General features: G+C 48.8%; 17 protein-coding genes and 2 pseudogenes. 8 read left to right on the plus strand and 11 right to left on the minus strand.

Annotated features, from left to right (window positions below; all coding sequences use genetic code 11):
- Nucleotides 1-88: 88 nt before the first annotated feature.
- The 4 genes and pseudogenes from AC1ME2_RS25125 to AC1ME2_RS25140 all read right to left on the minus strand — a co-directional run.
- Complete coding sequence (locus AC1ME2_RS25125) at nucleotides 89-3724, minus strand: transporter substrate-binding domain-containing protein (RefSeq protein ID WP_480437726.1); 3636 nt, start codon at nucleotides 3722-3724, stop codon at nucleotides 89-91.
- 8 nt (nucleotides 3725-3732) lie between these two features.
- Nucleotides 3733-4359, minus strand: a complete 627-nt coding sequence (locus AC1ME2_RS25130) for a response regulator (protein WP_480437727.1) — start codon at nucleotides 4357-4359, stop codon at nucleotides 3733-3735.
- 307 nt (nucleotides 4360-4666) lie between these two features.
- The gene (locus AC1ME2_RS25135; protein ID WP_480437728.1) at nucleotides 4667-5071 is read right to left on the minus strand and encodes a response regulator; all 405 of its coding nucleotides are present in this window, start codon (nucleotides 5069-5071) and stop codon (nucleotides 4667-4669) included.
- A 324-nt stretch (nucleotides 5072-5395) separates the two neighbouring features.
- Nucleotides 5396-6112: pseudogene (locus tag AC1ME2_RS25140) on the minus strand (deoxyguanosinetriphosphate triphosphohydrolase); the annotation flags it as partial.
- 378 nt (nucleotides 6113-6490) lie between these two features.
- Between AC1ME2_RS25140 and AC1ME2_RS25145 the strand changes: the two are divergent.
- The 8 genes from AC1ME2_RS25145 to AC1ME2_RS25180 all read left to right on the plus strand — a co-directional run bounded on the left by AC1ME2_RS25145 (nucleotide 6491) and on the right by AC1ME2_RS25180 (nucleotide 15030).
- Nucleotides 6491-7735, plus strand: coding sequence for a hypothetical protein (locus tag AC1ME2_RS25145; protein WP_480437729.1), 1245 nt, complete (start codon nucleotides 6491-6493; stop codon nucleotides 7733-7735).
- On the plus strand, nucleotides 7732-8256 hold the full coding sequence (locus AC1ME2_RS25150; protein WP_480437730.1) for a hypothetical protein: 525 nt from the start codon (nucleotides 7732-7734) through the stop codon (nucleotides 8254-8256). Before AC1ME2_RS25145 ends, AC1ME2_RS25150 begins: the two co-directional genes overlap by 4 nt.
- Nucleotides 8244-10208: an AAA family ATPase gene (locus tag AC1ME2_RS25155; protein WP_480437732.1), complete on the plus strand. Its 1965-nt coding sequence runs from the start codon at nucleotides 8244-8246 to the stop codon at nucleotides 10206-10208. Before AC1ME2_RS25150 ends, AC1ME2_RS25155 begins: the two co-directional genes overlap by 13 nt.
- Nucleotides 10209-10335: 127 nt before the next feature.
- Nucleotides 10336-11697: a deoxyguanosinetriphosphate triphosphohydrolase gene (locus tag AC1ME2_RS25160; RefSeq protein ID WP_480437734.1), complete on the plus strand. Its 1362-nt coding sequence runs from the start codon at nucleotides 10336-10338 to the stop codon at nucleotides 11695-11697.
- Between the two features lie 274 nt (nucleotides 11698-11971).
- On the plus strand, nucleotides 11972-12652 hold the full coding sequence (locus AC1ME2_RS25165; RefSeq protein WP_480437735.1) for a dual OB domain-containing protein: 681 nt from the start codon (nucleotides 11972-11974) through the stop codon (nucleotides 12650-12652).
- A gap of 10 nt (nucleotides 12653-12662) precedes the next feature.
- On the plus strand, nucleotides 12663-13106 hold the full coding sequence (locus AC1ME2_RS25170) for a DUF488 domain-containing protein (protein ID WP_480437737.1): 444 nt from the start codon (nucleotides 12663-12665) through the stop codon (nucleotides 13104-13106).
- Nucleotides 13103-13702: a DUF4326 domain-containing protein gene (locus AC1ME2_RS25175; protein WP_480437738.1), complete on the plus strand. Its 600-nt coding sequence runs from the start codon at nucleotides 13103-13105 to the stop codon at nucleotides 13700-13702. Before AC1ME2_RS25170 ends, AC1ME2_RS25175 begins: the two co-directional genes overlap by 4 nt.
- A 326-nt stretch (nucleotides 13703-14028) precedes the next feature.
- Complete coding sequence (locus AC1ME2_RS25180) at nucleotides 14029-15030, plus strand: DUF4238 domain-containing protein (protein WP_480437739.1); 1002 nt, start codon at nucleotides 14029-14031, stop codon at nucleotides 15028-15030.
- A gap of 339 nt (nucleotides 15031-15369) precedes the next feature.
- Here AC1ME2_RS25180 and dgt read toward each other — a convergent pair.
- The 7 genes and pseudogenes from dgt to AC1ME2_RS25215 form a co-directional block, all read right to left on the minus strand.
- Nucleotides 15370-15984: pseudogene (gene dgt, locus AC1ME2_RS25185) on the minus strand (dGTP triphosphohydrolase); the annotation flags it as partial.
- A gap of 57 nt (nucleotides 15985-16041) precedes the next feature.
- Nucleotides 16042-17574 carry an IS66 family transposase gene (gene tnpC / locus AC1ME2_RS25190; RefSeq protein WP_480437053.1) on the minus strand — a complete coding sequence of 511 codons (1533 nt, stop codon included), beginning with the start codon at nucleotides 17572-17574 and terminating at the stop codon, nucleotides 16042-16044.
- A gap of 17 nt (nucleotides 17575-17591) precedes the next feature.
- Nucleotides 17592-17951: an IS66 family insertion sequence element accessory protein TnpB gene (tnpB, locus tag AC1ME2_RS25195; RefSeq protein ID WP_323569419.1), complete on the minus strand. Its 360-nt coding sequence runs from the start codon at nucleotides 17949-17951 to the stop codon at nucleotides 17592-17594.
- 178 nt (nucleotides 17952-18129) lie between these two features.
- Entirely contained in the window at nucleotides 18130-19293 is a 1164-nt protein-coding gene (locus tag AC1ME2_RS25200; RefSeq protein ID WP_480437741.1) for an EAL domain-containing protein, read from the minus strand.
- Nucleotides 19294-19414: 121 nt separating this feature from the next.
- Nucleotides 19415-19756 (minus strand): hypothetical protein, encoded by a 342-nt coding sequence (locus AC1ME2_RS25205; protein ID WP_480437743.1) that lies wholly within the window; start codon nucleotides 19754-19756, stop codon nucleotides 19415-19417.
- Complete coding sequence (locus AC1ME2_RS25210; protein WP_480437744.1) at nucleotides 19753-20145, minus strand: phage holin family protein; 393 nt, start codon at nucleotides 20143-20145, stop codon at nucleotides 19753-19755. Before AC1ME2_RS25210 ends, AC1ME2_RS25205 begins: the two co-directional genes overlap by 4 nt.
- Before the next feature lie 5 nt (nucleotides 20146-20150).
- Nucleotides 20151-20465 carry an ElaB/YgaM/YqjD family protein gene (locus AC1ME2_RS25215; protein ID WP_480437745.1) on the minus strand — a complete coding sequence of 105 codons (315 nt, stop codon included), beginning with the start codon at nucleotides 20463-20465 and terminating at the stop codon, nucleotides 20151-20153.
- Between the last annotated feature and the right edge of the window lie 268 nt (nucleotides 20466-20733).

Raw genomic sequence — 20733 nt, forward strand, 5'->3', positions numbered from 1 at the left:
GGCCAACCTGCTGTTTTTGTCAGCGGCATGGCTGTGTTGCGGCTGTAGAAAATCAGAGGCGTATTGCTGATAGGGGAGTGCTGATAGGTCATTCATTGCTGGCCTGCTGCGCACGCAATGCCTGTTCAAGTTCAATCATTGCGGTGTCGATTGCCTTATGACGGGCGGCTATCACCTCGTCCAGCGTGGCTTCGTCGCAGGCATCCTCCAGTGCTTCGCAGTGCTCTATCACTTCGCTGGCCTGAATGATTCGCGCCACGCCTTTGATTTTATGAGCCATGTCGCGAATGCTCTGCCGATTGCCTGCTTCGATGGTTTCGGCAAGCTCCATGCGGTCGTCTTGACTGCTGCGTAGCAGCTGATCGAGCAAGCGCTGAATGAGTTCCGGACGCCCTCCGGTCAACATGTTCAAGCCGTCGACACTAAAGGCAGCAAAGACGTTTTTTGGCGGACGCTGGGGGAGAGGGATGATTTTCGCAAGTTCCTCATCGAGCGCCTTCAGGCTGATGGGCTTGAACAGGCAGGCGTCCATTCCAGCATTTCGGCAGCGATGGAGTTCCTCGGGTTGCGCATTGGCCGTGAACCCGAGAATGGTACAGCGAGGGCGTGAATGTGCCTGCTCATGGGCGCGGATCGCTCGGGTCAGGTCATAGCCATTCATCACGGGCATGTTGCAGTCGGCAATGATTAGGTCGAAATGACCGTCCAGCCAGACTTGCAAGCCTGCAGCGCCTTGTTCGGCTGCCTCATAGTAATGCCCTAGAAATCCGAGCTGTTGACACAGCAAGAGTCGATTTGCGGGGTGATCGTCGACTACCAGGATATTCAATGGGGTAATGGTGTCGGCGCGGGTTTCAGGCGGTTGTTCGATGACGTGTGTGGGCTCCAGCGTGGTCAGGGTTAACGTCACCTGAACGCGCGTGCCTTGTCCTTGCTGACTGCTCAAGGTCAAATGGCCGCCCATCATTTCACACAGACTGCGGCAGATGACCAGACCCAGCCCGGCCCCGCTTCGGGCCAGTTGGCCGGAGTTATCGGCTTGGGCAAAGGGTTCGAACAGTCGCTGCTGGTCCTCGTCACTGATGCCTATGCCGCTGTCCTGAATCCCCATATTCAAATGCAGTTGTTGCGGGTCTGGAGTGTCTTCAATGTGCAGGCTGATCTTGACCTGGCCCTGTTCGGTGAACTTGATTGCATTGCTGATCAGGTTGGAAAGAATCTGTTTGAAACGCAGCGGGTCGAGCAATACGTCGGCATTGATGCGACTGTCGAGGTCCAGTATCAAGGTCAGGCTTTTTTGCCGGGCCAGGCCATCGAAGACTCGCACCACTGACTCTACCAGCTCCCGTAAATTAGCCCGTTCCGGGCTCAGGCTAAGGCGGCCGGATTCGATTCTGGCGATATCGAGAATGTCGCCGATCAACTCCAGCAGGTCTCGGGCCGAGTGGTAGGCGACTTCGATGGCTGGACGATCCAGGTGTCCTTGGTCCGCACGTTTGAGGGCCAGTTCGAGCATGCCGATCACCGCGTTCATCGGTGTGCGGATTTCATGACTCATGGTCGCTAAAAATGTACTTTTGGCGCGGTTGGCATCATCGGCCTGGTCTTTAGCGGTATGCAAATCTTCGAGCAGTTGGCGTCGCTCACTGATGTCGATCCAGCCACCAATGATGCCTTGTACCTCACCCAGCGAGTCCCGGAAGGGCAGCGTCCAGTGATAGATGGTCAGATGACGGTCGCCGATCTGCAGCGCCCGATCAAGAATTCGCGGGATGCCCTCGGACATCACCTGTTGATAGTCAGCGGCATACTCCTGGGCTTCGAGCGTGCTGCTCAACACGCCGTCCAGGACACTTTTGCCGATGACGTCTTCGCGCCTGCACGAGAAGGCTGTCAGGTAGCTGTCATTACAGGTTTGCAGCAAGCCATCACGGTCGCGTACATAGATGGGGTGAGGGGTGCCATTGAGCAGCGTGCTCATGAACTCGAACTGGTCATTCAAGGCGCGTTCTGCCGTCTCGCGCTGTTTGATCTGGCGACGCATGTAGGCATTCCAGGCCAGCAAGCCCAGTAGCAATAGCCCGGCGCCGACGACGATCTGATAGATCAATTGATGGTAGTTGCGCCAGTAACCGGTACCTGGCGGGACATAGGTTCGCCAACGATTGTTGATTACGGCCAGGTCTTCCGGGGCGATGCTCGCCAATGCTTTGTCCAGAATCGAGCTCAGCTCCGTAGCATCGCGCGCGGTGGCCATGGAGATGCGTGCCTGATCGTCACCGACAGTGTCACTCATCTGCAGTTTGTCTTCGAACAGCTGCGAGGACAGGAAATAGTTGGCACTGGGTAATGAGGTGATAGCGCTTTGAACCTGCCCCTGAGCCAGCATGTCCAGTGCCAGGAAAGGGTTGTCCGTCTCCACCAGATTTATTTGCGGGAACTCGCGTTGAAGGAAGGGGATGGTCGGGCTGCTTTGGGTAACCGCCAGGCGTTTGCCCGCTAGCTGATCCAGATGGAGTGGGCCGGAAGGATCTTTGCTTGTCGCCAGGACAAAGGAGGTGTCCACATAAGGGCGGCTGAAGCTGAAGCGGCTTTCCAGTTCGTCACTGGGAATCATCGTGCTAATCAAGTCCGCCCGGCCCTCACTGACCTGCCTCATCATTTCGGCCATGCTCTGAACACGCTTGACCTCGAAATTCAGGCCTGTGCGCAGGCGGACCAGTTGGAGCACGTCGTCAGTAATCCCGCGAAAATTGCCGTTCGCGTCCAAAAACGTCAATGGCGCATACGCTTCATTGATAACGACGCGCACTACCGGATGCTGCGTAATCCAGCGCTCTTCGCGCTGGGTCAATTGTAATTTCTGATCGGTGAGCAGCAGGTCGCTGCCCGTACTCCAGCGTTTTGAAATGCTGACCCGCTCTTCAATCGGGATTGCCTTGAGTGTCTTGTTGACGACATCCAGCAGTTCGGTGTCATCGCTGCGTACGGCGAAGCTGAAGCCGTCGGCTTCATGCTTACCGAAATTGGCCATCTGCACGTTGTTGAGATAGCCCTTGTTGATCAGGTAATGGGTCGAGATGGTATCGCCGAGGAATACGTCGGACTGGTTGAACGCCACCGCGTTTATTGCGCTTTGAAAGGAGGGATACGTCTGAAGGATCGCGTTGGGGTAGAGCGCTTTGACCTCTTCCAGCGGCAGATAGTGGTAGACCATGCTCAAGCGCATGCCAGCCAACCCCTCGGTGAGTGGGCGTTTTTCTCCCACCCGGGTGACCAGCACGGGTTGATCCACGGCATAGGGCGAGGACAGTGTGATGTCCTTGCCCTTGGCCTCAAAACCATTGGCGCTGCCTAAGAGGTCGATTTGCCCCTCAGTCAGCGCTTGAATGGCCGCGGCCCGCGATTTGAAACGCTGGACCTTGATCGGCGTGTCGAGGGCGTAAGCGAGGATGCCTGCATAGTCAGCAGTAAATCCTTCGTAATCGCGACCCGTGATGGTCATATCAAACGGAGGGTAATCCGGGGCTGAAGTGCCCAGTATCAACTCGCGTTTGTTCTGCAACCACTGCCACTGACCTCTGTCCAGCCGGGTCTCCATGTGGCTGGGACTGGAGCGGCTGAGCAGCGTGTAGTTTTGTGACGCAAGCTCGGTTGCCTGCACATTCATGCTCAAGCAAACGCCGGCAACCAGCCGTAGATAATCCATTAAACGTTTCGACATCCGAGATCTCACACTAGCGCATTGCGTTTTGCCATCTCGATAAGTTCTACCAAGGTTTTTGTCTTGAGCTTCTGCATGAGGCGAGTTTTGTAGGTGCTCACCGTTTTATTGCTGAGAAACATGCCTTTGGCAATTTCTTTGTTGGTTCGGCCCTGGGCGAATAACTGTAACACCATCAGTTCGCGATCATTGACCAGCTTGAATAGTTCTATTTCAGAGGGCGGGCCATCTGCGCGAGAAACAGGATTCAAGGCTTGGCTTGGGAAGTAATTGTAGCCGGATAATACGGCTCTTACCGAACTGAGCAGTTCGCTGAGGTCTTCTTGTTTGCACACATAACCTGCTGCGCCCGATTGCATACAACGTATGGCGAACAGATCGGGGGTTTGAGCGGTCAGTACCAGAATTTTCGACGGCAAGTTCATCGCGTTGAAGCGGGCGAGTACTTCCAGGCCATCGAGCTTGGGGATGCTGATGTCGAGAATGATCAGGTCAGGCATGCATTCACGGACCATTTGCATGGCGTCTACGCCGTTGTCCGTTTCGCCAACGACGTCATAATTTTCATTTTCCAACAGCATGCGTACCGCGAGGCGAATAACGGGGTGGTCGTCGATGATAAAAACCGAGTTCATAATTCAATTCCATACAAGCAGCGAAGAAAGCGCGCACCTTAGCTTAGATGTTCATGCAGGCGCATGAGCCGACAGGGCTGCTAAGTGGATATAGGAAAGTTCCTACAGGAATTAACGTATTGGCGTACGTAAATGCCCCAGAACCATCAGGCGATGTTTAAAATGTCGGACAATTCAACTGTGTAGAATGGTTATGACTTTGTATGTTGGTTATAGCGTTTTGAAATTAATCTGTGGTGAGTTTATGTTTTTTTCGCGATTGAGGCGTGTTTGCTCGCCTTGTTTCAACAGGACGTTTATTCGGTGTTTAGGGGTGTTCGCAAAAACCTGTCATGGCCAGTAATACTTCCAGGGCCTCGACATGCAAGGGCTTGCTCAAGCATCCCAGGAGCGGCAGTTGACGCTGGATTGCGCTACGTTCCAACTCTTCCAGTTGTCCTTGGCTCAAACCGCTGAGCAGGACCGCCCGACTAATCAGGCCACGCTGGCTTGCCAGCTCTATCAAGTCCAGTCCCAGCAGATCGGGCAGGCATTGATCGCATAGCAAGAGGTCGAAAGGCTCTTCTGCCGATTCCATCGCTACCAGTGCTTCAGCAGCGGTCAGCACCGGGGTCAACAGGTAATAGTCTTGATTGTTCAGCAGTATTTGGGTGGCAATCAATTGGAAAGGGTGATCTTCCACCAACAAGATGCGCAGGTTGTTTTTTGACATCAGGATCTTCCGGGCAAAAGCGACGGCCCGCCACGTGCAAATCAAACCAGCCGGGCAGTCATCACGCTCACGCAAGAGAGCGTTCGACAGGAAACAGCCTGGACTTGAGTCGAACGTGTCGAGTGGCCTCAGGTTGATAAAAGGTCTTGCCGATAAGGGCCAAGAACAGGGCGAATTATTCGGCAGCCCGGCGTCCCAAGCGATAGGGCTTTTCTGTTCTGAGCGTAGGCCCTCTCTCTAATTACACTGCATGGCGGCACATTACAGGTCCGCCGGATGAGTGACAGCGTCTGGCTCACTCACCCGGTCATTAGGTCGCAGGCGTTAAACCGGGCTTGAGAGACCGGTCATTTCTCGCGCCATCTCGCTGGCGTAGCTGTCGGTCATGCCAGCGATGAAATCGATCATGCGCAGGAACGAGGTGTGCAGTGGCCAATGAGGGTCGGGAGCGTTATTGCCTAACAGATCGAGAATGCGCCGGTGCTTGAACGAGGGGGTTCGTCCGCCGAATTGCTCCAGTGCAGCACCGCAGAACGCATTGAGCAGCACTTCCAGGGTGGTGTAGGCGCCGATTTCATGCAGGGTCTTGCGTTTATCCTGAAATATTTTCTTGCGGGCCATGTCCTTGGCGTCGAGTACGCACCGTTTGGCGGGGCCGTGCATGTGCTCCACCAGGTCGCCACTCAGCGTGCCGGCCAGCAACGCGTCCTGCTGTTCGACAAAGGCACGAGCGGCGGCGTTAGTCAGGTGTTCGATAGCCTTGCCACGCAAAATGGCCAGTTTGCGTCGACGCGAATCATTGGGGCCCAACTGCCGATAGGTTTCAGGCAAGTCGTCGCCCACCAGGCCGAGGAGCAGGGATTCCACCTCGGCGTATTCAAGCAGGTCCATTTCCAGGCCGTCCTCAAGATCGATCAGGGCATAGCAGATGTCATCGGCTGCTTCCATCAGATAGACCAGCGGATGACGGGCCCAGCGCTGCTCCTCAAGCTGCGACAAACCAAGTTTTTGGGCGATCTGTTCGAGGATCGGCAGCCCACTACAGGCAATTCAGCAACCAAACTGAAATGTTTCTATCCAATTGATTTATATAGATAAAAGTCTGAATTTAAGGTTTTCTTCTCAAAGGCCTGCACCACATGGATAGGCAGCGTTAGCGGTAGGGAAGCTCTCTAGCTATGAGTAGAACGTCGTCGTCAGGTAACGAGGTATCTTGATGGTGGATAGACAAGGTGAGGTGCGTCAATGGCAACTTGGATGGACATGCTGGTAAGGCCGAGAGATCGTCTGCTCAAGGTCTTCGATTTACATGGCTTACGTAAGAAAAGGTCATGCAGATACAGGCAGATGGACATCACAACCAGCCTCGGTTAGGGTTCTGCCTACCGCTTGAACCTCAGTAACGGATTACACGTCGCTATGACGCAAATTATAAATCGTGATGCAGCCGATAAGACGAAAGGCTTCCGACTACAGAAGCTTCGTGCGGCAAGGCTACTTCTTGAAGCATCGAGCGAAAACTCACATGTGAATTTCTATTATGCCGCCATTGAAGTTGAAGAAGATGTAACAATAATAAAAACCACAGATTTCAGCACTGAACAAATAATTGAAGAAGATAAAAACTTCGACCCTGAAAGTAACTTTACTATTTTCTCAAGTGCGGTTCTCAATACACTTGTGAGTTTTTTCGATATATACATGGGGAAATGGCAAAAAAGTTATTCAACCTTATTTACGTTTAATTTTTACACGACAACAAATTTCGGTAAAGAGAGGAAGGATAAGCTTTCTGATGGAACCAGAATAGAACTCCCAAAGAAACCAATTCTTGAAACGCTTCAAAATAAGTCCGAAATTACCGACGAAGCAGCGAAACTTATCAAATCTATATTGGTTGACGAATATAAAGACCAATATGAAAGCATAGAAGGTAATGGACACCTGAAAGCACTAGAAGACATGCCTTTAGATGACTTTAAAAGTTTCTTAAATAAAATAACTTGGCTGTCAGGGCAAGAAGACGAGTCGGCTCTTCAAGAAATAACAGAAAAACTAATAAAGGAAAGTAATTATTATCAAATTAGCATGAGTGGAAAAGAGCAATTAATCCTTGCAAAACTATTAGATAAGATCGATGAAAAACAGCATTTCAAAGACTATGCAGAAAGATTCATAAATTCTGCGGAGGTGCAGCTTATTTTTAAGATGGCTGAATCTGAAATAAATGAATCGTTGCTTGACCCGATCTGGAAAGACCTTCAAGAACTGTCCTTAAAGATAACTGATAAACGAAATCTTGAGGAAAAAATATTGGATGTTTGCCCAGTTTATCCAAAGTCGAGAATTGGGACGCTAGCGAGGAAAGCTTGTAACTCAAAGACCGAGGAAGACGCAAGCAATAAAAGCTTCTTGTCATTGAAATACAGGGTATTTGAGGCATGTGAAGACTACTTTTTTGACCATCAAAAACTAGAAAAAGGCGTTGATCAAAACTCTATTGATATGACAATAAAGGTACTGCAAGAAAAAGCCGCCAGCTCAGTTGAAGAATTGAAGAAAGACTATACCTACTCCGTATCGAACAGAGAAACCGTAAATAGCATAGTCCTCAATCTAATAGACTCATGCTTTGTAAGCCTCGACGAGGAGACATCGAAATGAACGAGGCAGCTAAAAAGAATTTAATGTTCATCTCTTCGGACGATTTCTATCTTGTAACTTACTCAATTATTATCATTCTTGACTGCCTTGGATGCACCAAAGGAAAAGAATTCAAGGACTATAGAAAACTACCTTTTATAATCGAGTTAATAAACAACAAAAGAAACATTCTTACACTGGAAGCAACACCTCTAGAAAAGCTACACAAAAACGATAAAGACTTTTTGTTTCAAAGCTACACCAGTGGGCTAGCAAAAAGAAGTGAAACTTTAAAGATACTTTTTACCCTTGAAAAAAAGGGTTATGTAAGCCTGCAGCAGGGAAGCATAGAAACCTTAGTTAACATAACCCTAAATGTAGACAAGCTGCCAAAAGAATTTTTATCAAAAAAAGTATTCGGCACTGAGTACCAAAACTGTCAAAGATTCAAAACAATAATCCAGAGAAGCACTGCACTTACTCTTGATACTTTTCTCAGTAAAATATATAGAGATAGAGGCGTAAAAATATGGGAAATTTAAGAATCCAAAAGATAGTTTATCAAGGCACAAACTATCATTTTGAGTCCCCCATATTCGACGAAAACCTCATCCTTATAGAAGGTGACAATGGCACAGGGAAAACCACTTTTTGTAACCTGATTTACTATGGTCTCGGCGGAAGAGTGAATGAATTCAGCCGAAAAGAGAAAAAAGAGCAGCACAAAGAAATAACAAACGATAAAGACAATCGAGTTGAGCTTTATATAAAGATAAATGAAGAAAGCTTCAAGCTCACACGATACATAGAAGATAATGACATAACTATATCTTCAACATTAGAAGCAAGTGATATCCAGACAAAATCCCTTGCACTCATACATAATAGCGATATTGGTCCAATCATACTCCAAGTATTCCGCTCGCAAGAGTCTGAATATATATTTTCGGATTGGATTTTATCAAAACTAAAAATATCGGTCGTAGAGCTATATCAAGGTCATCGAAATTTTAAAATAAATTTTAACGACCTTTTGCGTCTTATTTATCATGACCAGCAACCAGACCCAAGAGGGGTTTACAAAAAGCTGGACACTCAAAACAACTTTATGAACGACTCCGAGCTCTTGAGGAAAGCTATCTTTGAGCTTTTGGTTGGCAAAACATACTCAGAGTATTATGACTCTCTTTCCAAATCAAAAGCACTAGAAAAGGAAAAAAGCATTGCTGCAGGACTTCTAAAAGAATACTCGCGGATCATAGAGGAATTATCAGGAAGTTCAGAGCCGCTAAACATTACTTTTCTACAAAAAGCCCTGCTGGAAAAAGAAAATCAATTAGAAAAACTACATAACTCCCGAAATAAGTTCAAAAGCAATAGAGATACGAAGAAGACAACGGTGGATTTTGCTTTAATAGACCTAAAGAACAAAATAACCGAAAAGCAACTCGCACTAAGCGAATTAAGTCAAACGTTAATTTCAACAATCGGAGAAAGACAGAAGCTAAACTCCGTAAAAGAAAGCACTCTAAGAGAAATATCCCAAATATCTAAAATAATTCATTCTCACGACCAGCTTAATTTATTTTCAGCAGACACTTGTCCGTATTGCTTGGGGAAAGTTGAGCGAATAGCCGGTCACTGTGTATGTGGCTCAGAAATCAGAGAGGAACAGTACCAGCGTTTTTTTTATACATCCAAAGAATACAAAGATATTTACAAGTCTAAAATAAAAACTACTCACACAATCGAAATAGCAATAACCGACTGCGAGCAAGAACTAAGCACTATCCAAAAAGCCATCATGCATTTTGAAACAGAAATTCCTGAGTTAATGCGAAAAATAGAACAGCGTGTTGACAACCTCGACTCACCAGTAGACCTTGATACGATAAATGACATTGATGACGAAATTTTAAATACCCGTCAAGACATAGAAACGATACGTCAACAAATGGAGGCGGAAAGTAAGAATGTTCGTCTGACAAACGACTACGAAAAGAAAAGAAGCGACCATGAAAAAGCAAAATTGTTGACAGACCAGCTTGAGGCTAATGCTAAAATAGACATACAAGATAAAGTAGGTAAACTGAGTGCAATATATAATAAACTCATGACCGACTCTCTTCCTGACTGTAATACCGCACGAATCAGCATAGAAGATTACTTGCCAATAGTTGGCGGCGGTGAATATAGAGAGGCCAGCTCAGCGGTATCAAAAAGACTGATGTATTACCTAGCACTTATGAACTTATCTCTCTCAGAAGAAAACGTCCCTTTCCCAAGATTCCTAATTATTGATACACCAGAAACATCAGGAATTGAGCTAGATAATCTTAAACGCTGCTTGGAAAAAATTGGAGAGCTTGACCACTATGGAAAGCCTTACCAAGTAATACTTACTACAGGTCTAAAAAAGTACCCTGACAATTTCATAAAGTACAGAAAAATATACCTGCCGGATAAACAGCATCGACTGCTTATTGAAAATTAGTAGAGGGTCAAGCAGATCGCTCTTACTTTCAGAAATTGGTGTCGTTCAATAACGCCAACGACATGTCTGAGCGGTAAGAAATCATCTTGCAGGTTATCAGATTCTGTACAAATATTTAGAGGTGAACATGGAAAGTATGAGTTGGGACGATTTGTTGAATAACACCCGTCTTGGCGGCCGGCCTCCTAAATCTGAGCTAGGCCGTTCACCTTTCCACTCAGACCATGACAAGGTTATTTTCTCCGGGGCTTTCAGACGCCTTGCAAGAAAGACTCAGGTTCATCCTCTTGCCACTAATGACCATGTGCATAATCGCCTCACGCATAGTTTAGAAGTGGCTTGTGTTGGTCGGACTCTGGGAGTGAGAGTAGGTCAAGAGCTTCTGAATGAAAGACTTATCCCTGAGCAACATTCAGCTTCTGATATTGGGGATATTGTCCAAACTGCTTGTCTCGCTCATGATATAGGCAACCCCCCCTTTGGACATACAGGTGAAGAAGCTATTCGTCACTGGTTCTCCAATGATGTTGGAGAAAAGTTGATTGAGCAATTACCATTCAATGAAGCTACTGACTTGCGTAGATTTGAAGGTAATGCCCAAGGATTTAGGGTTTTAACTAACTCAGAATATTATCCATATGAAGGGGGGATGCGTCTAACTTATGCGTCACTTGGGGCTTTCATTAAGTATCCTTGGCTGTCAGGTGATGCTATTAACAAGCAAAGGCCTATCCAGAATAAATACGGAATTTACTGCTCTGAGTTGGAGTTGTTCAATGAAGTCGCCGATGCGACTGGCTTGTTAAAGCTGGGTGATGGTTGGCGGTGTCGCCATCCACTGGCTAATCTGATGGAAGTCTCTGATGACTTCTGCTACGCCATTCTTGATTTAGAGGATGGTGTAGAGATGGGTATCCTTGAATGGGATAAGGTCTTTGAGATTTTGTGCATGGTTCTTAATGACCATCAAAAAAATCAGCTTATCAAAGAAATCCAAGGTATGAAAGTTGGCCGAAGGCTCTCTATGATTCGTGGAAAAGTAATTTCAGCTTTTGTAGATGCTGGGGCGACTGCTTTCATGAACAACCATAATGAAATTATGGGTGGAAAGGTCAATGGAATTCTCGATCTGTGCGACAAGAATGTTCGTGATTGTGTTTCGGCGGCAAAAGCTCTAGCCCGTGATGAAATTTTTCAGCATCCCCGTAAGGTTGAGCTAGAGATTGGAGCATACAGCACCATTTCTACTTTGCTAAATGTGAGTTGTGCGGCTGCCTTGGATTACGTCAGAAAAGGTCATGCTAATGACTCAAAGACTAGAAGGGTGGTTGACCTCCTTGGTCTAGATATAGCCCCGCTTAATCACACCAGCAGTGTGTCTAAGGAGTACGGAATCATCATGCAGGTGCTCGACTATGTGAGCGGCATGACCGACAACTATGCGATGCATTTGGCTCGTCAATTCAATGGGATGGGCATAGAGCGATGAGTCTGTTTGCGTAAGATTTTTTGTAGTTCATTCCCGAGTCTTGCTTATTCACTTGATAGCATTTTCGTTAAAATTCAATCAGTTATGATTACTGCGGCTATCGAGTGTTATCAGCCGCAGTGGTGGTTGAGCTAACCTAGAAATCGCCGTTTTTTTAAAATTAAGGCGGATAATACTCAGGAAATGTGGAGTTCTACCCAAGGGAGGGCTTGATAAGCTCCGCGAGTAAGGAGAGGATGGAGTTGGCATATCGCCATCATGGATGAGCTTGAAAATGACATACCAGTACCAGATTGTTTGTTTAGCAAACTCCAAAAAACCGGGCGGGAAATGTGTCGCGGGAAAAATTACCCAAGGGACTTATCAGAATAATTGGCTTCGTCCAGTAGCACCTCGGGAAAAACGAGCGATTACTCTTGACGACCAGAGATATGGAAATGGGCAATATGCCTCTCTTTTAGACGTGATAAACATCACGTATACCGGTGTCCAGCCAAACACCTATCAGCTAGAGAACCACGTCATTGACATAGACGTGAATTGGGAATTGGTAGGTACATTCGAGCGACAGAACCTGCATAACCTTGTTGATGGTCCCCCTAGGCTTTGGGCCGACTCCAAGGATGACGGTTACTCAGGAGTCAACGACCGTTTGCCGGGAAGCACCTTGATTGAACCAATCAGCACCCTTTACCTCATTCAACCTGAAGATGTCTCTATACGGGTGAAGGCTGAGGGAGCACCTTGGGGGAATTCTGAACTGAAGGTCCGAGCATTTTTTACCTATAACGGTATCAAATACGGCCTCATGGTCACAGATCCTATATACAAGGCCAGCTTTCTTCAGGCGGGTAGCGGTACATACGAAGCCCATGACGTAACTTTTTTCACAGTAAGCCTTGGTGAGGTTGACCAACGCGGTTATGCTTATAAGCTTGTAGCTGCTGTTTTCTAAAGGGAAAGAAATGAAAATTTTCACGATAGGATTCACAGAGAAAAAAGCAGAACGGTTTTTTTCACTCATTAAATTGTCTGGCACGAAACGAATTGTTGATGTTCGTCTCAATAACTCTTCGCAGCTTTCAGCTTTTGCCAAGAAAGATGATTTAAAGTATTTTTTGAAAGAGTTGTGCGATGTTAATTACATTCATTTGCCAGATTTAGCACCTACAAAAGAAATTCTTTCTCCGTATCAGAAGAAGCAAATCACTTGGTCTCAATATGAGGAAAAATTCCTCAATTTGATGTCAAAGCGAAATGTTGAGAAATACGTCAAGCCTGAGATAATTGATGAGGGTTGTTTGCTATGCAGCGAGCATTTACCCCACCAATGCCATAGGCGATTAGTGGTAGAATATCTTAAATCGTCATGGAATAAGCCTGATGCGGTTGTCAAAGACTTAACATGATTAACGATGCAAGAGTGTTAATCGCATACCCTAGTGATTTTCTTTCCTACGAAAAATTCGAAAGGAAGATCACTAAAATCATAAGCTCGATTCAAAAGGTCGAGCTCATTTGCGTGTCCGATGATAATAATTTTTGCCAGCGACTTAGCAGAGAGAAAAAAGTACCTTTTCTCGTTTTTGAGAATCAGGCTACTGCTCTTGAGGTCGTGACTCATGCTATTCTCTTTCAAGACGAAGAGAGGAATTGTTTTTTCACGCTTTACAATGAGCTAATGGATAGGGAAATTCCTATTCGTAAAATCAATCTGAAAATTACGAAGGTCTCAAATAAAGACCTCGGCCACTCCTATGACATCTATATAGGTCGTGGCACTCTATGGGGCAATCCATATCAGATTGGTGCTGAAGGCACTCGGGACGAGGTCATAGCTAAATATGCTTATGACTTTGAACGAAGATTCGTGAAGCTTCCTGAGCAATTCGACGAGAATATTGAAAAGCTTAGAGGTAAGACATTAGGCTGTCATTGTAAGCCAGCCGCCTGTCACGGTGATGTGATTGCTCATTACCTGAACTCTATGGATGACGGTGAATGAATCTCCAAAGTATGAAAAAGCCTCCTGTTGGGAGGCTTTTTTCATCCCCATTTCTAGCTAACCAATATTTAGGAAATTTTTGCTGCCTGAGCAGGCCTATTCCTTTCAATGCTCCAAAAGGAGCTATAGAGCCTGCGAAAAGATGGTGATACACCTCTAGTCGAGTATGACATGCACTCGAATGTATGTGTCTATTAAGTGGTCAGATTTGCTAAAGCCGAAACAAAGAGGGGTTGTAATATGAGGTATTCAACTCGAACGAATGCCAGCTAATTAAGCGTATTTACGAAAATTTCATTTTTTAGGCTGAATATGGTGGTGGCAGTATGGAGTTATATGATTTGACGAAATTAAACAATAAAAAACATCAGCATTACGTGCCGCAATTTTATCTCGAACTATGGATGTCTCATGACGGTTTCTTTGTTAGGAACAGTATAGGTGCAGTCCCTAAGATATATCCGAAAAAAACAACTGTTGATGTGGGTGAGGAAAACTACTTCTACAAAATTGAGATGGATGATGTGGTTTGGGATATGTTGTACTACCGATTCGGTGAGGAAGCTAAATCCAATGCTGTTGTTGCAAGGGTAATGCAGGATTTTTTTATGCTGAAGGCGATGGATGACGTCGTTGCCAGAGGGATCGGAATAGTAAATAATGACGAAGCCATGCGTGATAATGCGAGAGAGATACTGGAGTATTTGAAAAAGCATCATCTTGAGGATGCTTACTCTAATATTGAAGGTGCTGTTTCAGTCGAGATTGAGTCATTCAGTAAGTCGCAAAATTCAGATTTGTGGGTGCCGCCATCTGCTGAGACGTTCATGCATGTTTTGGTTTTTTTCTGTTTTCAATCGCTGCGAACAAAGCAGCGTATGCATAATCTAGACTTACAAATTTCTAAAATGTATCTGGAACGCGGCGAAGACTCTATCCAGCTTACTTCTGAGCAGAAAAAATCCGTCCTGAAATGCATGTTGTATACTTTATCTTACCAGTTGTGTCAGAAGCTTTATAACGCTGGTTGCAGTATGACTATCTCAAAAAATCATACAAAGCTTAACTATCTTACGTCTGACTGTCCTGCAATGTACTTCGATAAAACTAGCCTTAAGAATGGGATGAAGTCTTTTGGTGTTATGCCTCTTTCTCCTAAGTTGCTGGTTCATATCAGCGTGCCGGACGAAAGTGTGAGAGGCGAGCGGAGTATTAAAATGCTTGATGTTTATGATGTTGGTATCGTGAAGAAAAGTAACGAGCTGGTACAAGAATATTCGCATAATTTTGTATTTGCTAAGAAGAAAAAAGATTTGCGATGGGAATAGAGGTTTGTAATTTGAAAAATCCAAATCTCATGTGGTCGTATATTCTGTAGCGAAAAATGGCGAAGAATTGAGCGATCAGTACTTGATGGTTAGAAGCCGAATTCTATATGAGGCTTTGGAGCAGTGCCGCTGGAGTGATGAAGATGCAGTGGTTCAACACCTTGAGTTTGCCCCCAAACCAGCAGGAGAGGTGATGGAGCGGATCTATAATGCCTCTGCGAACATGATAAGGCTTATTCCTAGATCATGCGAATGGATGGTAAGCCTATTTCTACATGTTTCTATTTATAACTAATTGACTGTTGACACTGCAAAAATGTCGTTTTTGGTTGCAAGGCCTAAGTACAGTTCGCTCTGGTAACAACCGAACTTGTGTTTCTTGTAGCCTAGCGAGTCGGCGTGGCGAGCGGTCCAGGGGTATTTGAGGTAGGTGCCCAGGGTTGCATAGGTCAGCCGGGTACCCCCCTCAAACTGGTGATACTCAAGTTGCGTGAGTACCCGGAACCCTTGGGCATTGCCTTCGAAGTTGAGAAAATCATTGCGCTCGACGTCGCTCATTGCATCCAGCCAGCCACGTCCAGCGGCCTGGAGAAACCAGTGGCGAATCGCATCTTCACCCGAATGCCCGAACGGTGGGTTACCGATGTCATGGGCAAGGCATGCTGATTGGACGACCATTCCCAGATCGCTGGGCTCGCACCAATCCGGCAGGGCATCGCGAATGGTTTCACCGACCCGCATACCGAGCGATCGGCCCACGCAGCTGACTTCCAGGGAGTGGGTCAGTCGGGTGTGAATGTGATCATTGCTGGTTACCGGATGAACTTGAGTCTTGCGCCCCAGCCGGCGGAAAGCGCCGGAAAAGATAATGCGGTCATGATCTTTGTGGAAAGGGCTGCGCCCCAGTTCTTCAGGGCTGTGAATGGGTTTGCCAAGTCGTTCGCGGGTAAGCAGGGTTTGCCAATCGTAAGCGACCCATAAACCCCACGTACCGTTAGATGGGGTTTACGTTTACCTTGGCATCTCTGGCGAGCAGTTCCAAGGCAGCAAGGCTTCGAAGTCTTCTACCGACGAGGCTTGTGGCAGGCGTTCAAGTACGTGGCGCAGCCACGTATAGGGCTCCTGGCCGTTGGCTTTGGCAGTTTCGACCAGGCTGTAGATCTGGGCACTGGCGGTGGCGCCCTTGGGTGTGTCGCTGAACAGCCATGCCTTGCGACCTATCACAAACGGCTTTACTGCTCTTTCGGCGACGTTGTTGTCGATGGGTAAAAAGCCAGCCTCTGTGTAGCGCTCAAGCTTGCTCCAGTTGCTGGCCAGGTAACTGACGGCTCGGCCGAGCACGCTCTGCGGCGTAATCTGCGGATGTGTTTTCTCTAGCCAGCTTTTCAGTTGCGCCAAGACCGGCAAACTCTTTTCCTGCCGACCGACAAAACGTTGTTCATCGCTTACGTCTTTCAGTTCACGCTCGATACCGTACAGCTTGTTAATCATCGTCAGGGCTATATCGGCACGGCCAGTTTTGCCCTTGGGTTGCACTTTTTGCGCTTCGACGAACTTGCGTCGAACGTGCGCCAGGCAAGCCAGTCGCGTAACGCCCGGTTGCACACCCAAGGCGTTATAGCCGGCGTAATCGTCGGTCATCAGGTAACCCCGATAACCTTCAAGCAGGCGCAGCGGCACCTCCTGCGCACGGCTGGTCGTGTAGTCAAACAGCACTACTTTTCGATCCGGCGGCCCGCTGGCCTGCACCCACATCCAGGATTGGCTGGTCGGGTCTCGACCCGGCTCTTTCAGGACTTGCACCCGAGTTTCATCGCAGTGGACGACGGGGCTTTCCAGCAATCGGTCCCGCATTAAATTCAGCAGAGGCTGCAAGTGTTCGCCGCACTGGATAACCCAGCGCGCCAATGTCTGGCGCGGGATATCCACGCCGTGGCGGCTGAGTACTGTTTCGAAGCGATGCAGCGGCAGTCCGTCGACATACTTGGTGGTCAGCAGCATCGCGAGGACACTGGGGCTGGCCATGCTCTTTTCAATCAACTGCGCCGGTTTGTCAGCGGTGACCGGGGCGGTTTCACAGCCACGGCACCCGTAAATTTTGCGGATGTGTTTGATGACGCGGATCTGCATCGGCACGATCTCCAGCTGTTCGCTGGTTTCTTCACCGATGGTGTGTTTGCGGCAACCGCAGGCACAGGTCAGTTCGTGTTCGGGCAGCTCGTGGATGACTTCAATGCGCGGCAGGTCGGCAGGCAGTGGTTTGCGTTTGCCACGACGTTTGGTGGGGGCAACGACTTCTTCGTCAGACTCTTCACTGACCGGAATCACGATGCTTTCGGGCTCATTAAAGAGCGCGAGTTGCGGCGTCTGCGGATCGACTGTTTGCTCGGACTTGCGACCGAATAATCGGTCGCGCAACAACTTGATCTGCTCTTTCAGATCGACGATCTGGCCCTTGTCTACTTGACGCTCACCGAGCATCTGCACAAGCATTTGCTTGAGCAGAACCGGATCATCAGGAAGGTTATCAGGCATCAAATTCATGCCCGGATTATATCCGATCAGGCGACGAATCGAGGGGTTAAAACTTGATGTGGGCGGTTGCGCCAGAGGTCAAAACCATCCAGCAACCAGTTCAGTTCTTGAACGGTCAGCACGATGGCCTCGTCAGTGATGTCGGGCGATGTTTTGAAACGTTCGGACTCCAGGCGCTTAAGCCAGAGGCAAAAACCGTTGCGCTCCCAGTAGAGTATTTTCACTCGATTACGGGGGCGATTCAGGAAGACGAAGAGTACAGGGTCGAACACTGCGACTTTGATATCCAGTTCGACCAGAGCGGCCAGGCCGTCGATTGACTTTCGAAAGTCCACCGGCTTGGGGTAGAGATACACTTTTTCAACTTTGGCGTCGGGTCGCATCATGACGGTGCTGGCTCCAGAGAGAGATCGGGAGCACAGCGTCAGGCATTAGCCGACGGCTTGGAATGTGTGCTTTATGGCGCGCTTACTGCCAATCCAAGGCGTTCACTCCATCTATTGAATGCGCCTAGCTTCCCGGTTCAGTCCTCGGGCTGCAAGGTCCTTGATCGCGCCGTGGTGATTACAGCCCAGCGGCGTCGATATCGATCAGCACCAGGCGTTGTCCATTGTCGAAGAACTGTCCAGCGGTCAAGCAATGCTGGTTGCTGATGACATCGCGGTAGGTGTTGGAAAGGGTCAGGCGTCGTTGATCCCACCCTTCGGCCAGCAAATGGTAGAAATACGGGCGCCAGGACCAGTTGTGGCCCAGATAACTGGCGTCGGTCTGCCAGGCGCCATTGCGCCATTCCAGATTCGGCGTCAACTGGGTGCCATGACGATCACATTGATAGAAACGCAGCAGCCACGGGTAGTCGTGCGGTTGAGGTAATTGGCTCACGGGGGCTTGACCTTCTGCCCAGCTCAGGAGCAGGTCCATTAACTTGCTGAGCTGCAGGCGCAATGTCATCAAGCGTGCACGCTCGGCCACCTTTTTCAGCACGTATCGATCGCGCAATTGAGCGAAACGCTGGACGAAAGCGTCGGCGGCAAAGAACTCCAGCTCGCCCCGGGCGAACAAATAGCCCTGAACATAGCGCGAGCCGCACTCCAGGGCGAAATCCAGCTCGGCTTCTGTCTCCACGCCTTCGGCGATGATCGAACAGCCGGTCTTTTCCGCCATTTGCGCCAGTGCCTTGACCACCTCGCTGCTGGGGCCACCAAGGGCGGCGGCTTGAAACAAGCGCATGTCCAGTTTCAGAATGTCTGGTTGCAGCGCCAGCACCCGATCCAGTTGCGAATAGCCGGCACCGAAGTCATCGATAGCAATACGTGCCCCCGCTTCGCGGTAACGTGCCACGACATCGGTCAGACGCTGGTTGTCACCGCCCAGTTCAGTGATTTCAAAGACGATGCGCTGTGGCGCTACGCCATGGCGGTGCAGTTGCTTGAGGCTGGGCAGGGGTTGCCCGGGGCGTAAGCGACTGATCCAGCGCGGGGAAATATTCAAGCTTAAAAACCAGTCACCAGGCACTTCATGCAATCGGCTCAACGCATTGTCGCGAATAGCCCGATCCAGGCGGCGCAGGATGGCAGGAGACATCTTCGGGTCAGCGAATAAGGGGCCAACGGATAAAAGCTGGCCATCGCTCTGGCGTAGACGACCCAAGGCCTCAACGCCGGCAATGCGGCCAGTAGCGGTGTCGATGAATGGCTGAAAGCACGCAAGCGGTTGCCCATCGATCACAGAGCCTCCTTAATAGGTCTTGGAATTAACCTGCGGGTAGGCAGAACCTATCACCGCCATGGAGGACCATGGGGTGATAGGTTTTGTAACCGTCTGCAAGAATGCAGCCAAATGGTGCATATCAACGTCTAGGTGACGATCCTTGCAACGCCAGCTTTATCAGAGGGATCAAACTGGCGCCCAGTTTGATCAGGCGCGTGGCACTGCCGATGCCGCCGCCTTTGGCACCCTTGCCGCTGAGGAAACCCAGCAGTGTGATGATGCCGATGCCCCAAAGAGGCGCATGTTTGATGCCCAGAGTGCCTTGCCAATCCTGGGTCATGCTGCGTACACGACGCAGCGGTTGTAGCAGTTGACTTGACTCGTGACGAATCTCCTGGCGATGCATTTCCATGCGCAAGCGGATCAAAGCCTTGCGCAGTTCCAGTCGGGAGGTGGCTTGAGAGCGATCAGGCAGGCTCATGGCATCAGTCGCTCGCGGTCATTGGCCAGTTCCTGGAGGGTGGCATTAAAAGGCGACGACTCATCGAAGATCGCTGCTTTCAAGCGCAACCCACAGAACACGGCGGCCAGGGTATAGAAGATGCAAAGGCCAATGATGCCGGCCAGGCGATAGCTATCCCACACCACGATCAGCAACAAGGCTGACAATCCGATGAGCAACAGCAGGGTGAAAACAAGCGCCAATCCGGCAAACAACAGCAAGCTCAGTGTGCGGGATTTTTGTTCCTGCAATTCGATGCCGAAGAGTTCGACATGGCTATGCAACAGGCCCAGAAAAGCGGCACCCAGGCGGCGCGGTGAGGAGTTTTGGTCCGCTGATGACGAACCTGATTCAGTGCCTAGAGCCATGGCCGTCAGCGCCTTGTAGCCAGCAGGCCCAGAAGGAACCCGACCCCAGCGGCGATGCCCACAGACTGCCAGGGATTGCTTTGAACGTAATCTTCGGTGGCTGTTACCGCCGCTTTACCGCGTTCGCGCAGGGACTCTTCGGTCAATTGCAGCGTCTCCCGCGCCTTTAACAGGCTGTCGTGAATCTGCCCCCGCAACTCATCGGCCTGATCGCCCGCCAATGTAGCGGTGTGCTCGAGAAGTTTCTCCGTGTCGCTGACCAATGCCTGAAAGTCAGCCATCAATATTTCCTGAGCGTTCTGCGCTGTTTTGCGGGCCATGGTGTTCTCCGTTGAGTGGCTTGTGGGCCGTTTAATGGCTTATTGGGTTTCGAGTCTAAGCGATTACTGAAGGTTCATTTCAATCGGCGTGTGTATTTAATCTGCCAATTGGTACAGGTTTTGCTTCCAAATGGTGCGCCATGGAGGGCGGATGCGCTGAATAAGAGCGAAGGCAGTGGTGAATACGCCCAGACCTTACGCTCACTCCATAAAACTTGAGAAAAAGCTCAAGCAGCAATGTGTCCTCTAAGGTTCACCGCTCCAAATT

It is taken from the genome of Pseudomonas sp. ASL9 (assembly GCF_056680335.1).

Coding starts and splice junctions, on each gene's coding strand:
- AC1ME2_RS25125 (WP_480437726.1), bottom strand. CDS start 3,724: ATGTCGAAACGTTTAATGGATTATCTACGGCTGGTTGCCGGCGTTTGC.
- AC1ME2_RS25130 (WP_480437727.1), bottom strand. CDS start 4,359: ATGAACTCGGTTTTTATCATCGACGACCACCCCGTTATTCGCCTCGCG.
- AC1ME2_RS25135 (WP_480437728.1), bottom strand. CDS start 5,071: ATGTCAAAAAACAACCTGCGCATCTTGTTGGTGGAAGATCACCCTTTC.
- AC1ME2_RS25145 (WP_480437729.1), top strand. CDS start 6,491: ATGACGCAAATTATAAATCGTGATGCAGCCGATAAGACGAAAGGCTTC.
- AC1ME2_RS25150 (WP_480437730.1), top strand. CDS start 7,732: ATGAACGAGGCAGCTAAAAAGAATTTAATGTTCATCTCTTCGGACGAT.
- AC1ME2_RS25155 (WP_480437732.1), top strand. CDS start 8,244: ATGGGAAATTTAAGAATCCAAAAGATAGTTTATCAAGGCACAAACTAT.
- AC1ME2_RS25160 (WP_480437734.1), top strand. CDS start 10,336: ATGGAAAGTATGAGTTGGGACGATTTGTTGAATAACACCCGTCTTGGC.
- AC1ME2_RS25165 (WP_480437735.1), top strand. CDS start 11,972: ATGACATACCAGTACCAGATTGTTTGTTTAGCAAACTCCAAAAAACCG.
- AC1ME2_RS25170 (WP_480437737.1), top strand. CDS start 12,663: ATGAAAATTTTCACGATAGGATTCACAGAGAAAAAAGCAGAACGGTTT.
- AC1ME2_RS25175 (WP_480437738.1), top strand. CDS start 13,103: ATGATTAACGATGCAAGAGTGTTAATCGCATACCCTAGTGATTTTCTT.
- AC1ME2_RS25180 (WP_480437739.1), top strand. CDS start 14,029: ATGGAGTTATATGATTTGACGAAATTAAACAATAAAAAACATCAGCAT.
- tnpC (WP_480437053.1), bottom strand. CDS start 17,574: ATGAATTTGATGCCTGATAACCTTCCTGATGATCCGGTTCTGCTCAAG.
- tnpB (WP_323569419.1), bottom strand. CDS start 17,951: ATGATGCGACCCGACGCCAAAGTTGAAAAAGTGTATCTCTACCCCAAG.
- AC1ME2_RS25205 (WP_480437743.1), bottom strand. CDS start 19,756: ATGAGCCTGCCTGATCGCTCTCAAGCCACCTCCCGACTGGAACTGCGC.
- AC1ME2_RS25210 (WP_480437744.1), bottom strand. CDS start 20,145: ATGGCTCTAGGCACTGAATCAGGTTCGTCATCAGCGGACCAAAACTCC.
- AC1ME2_RS25215 (WP_480437745.1), bottom strand. CDS start 20,465: ATGGCCCGCAAAACAGCGCAGAACGCTCAGGAAATATTGATGGCTGAC.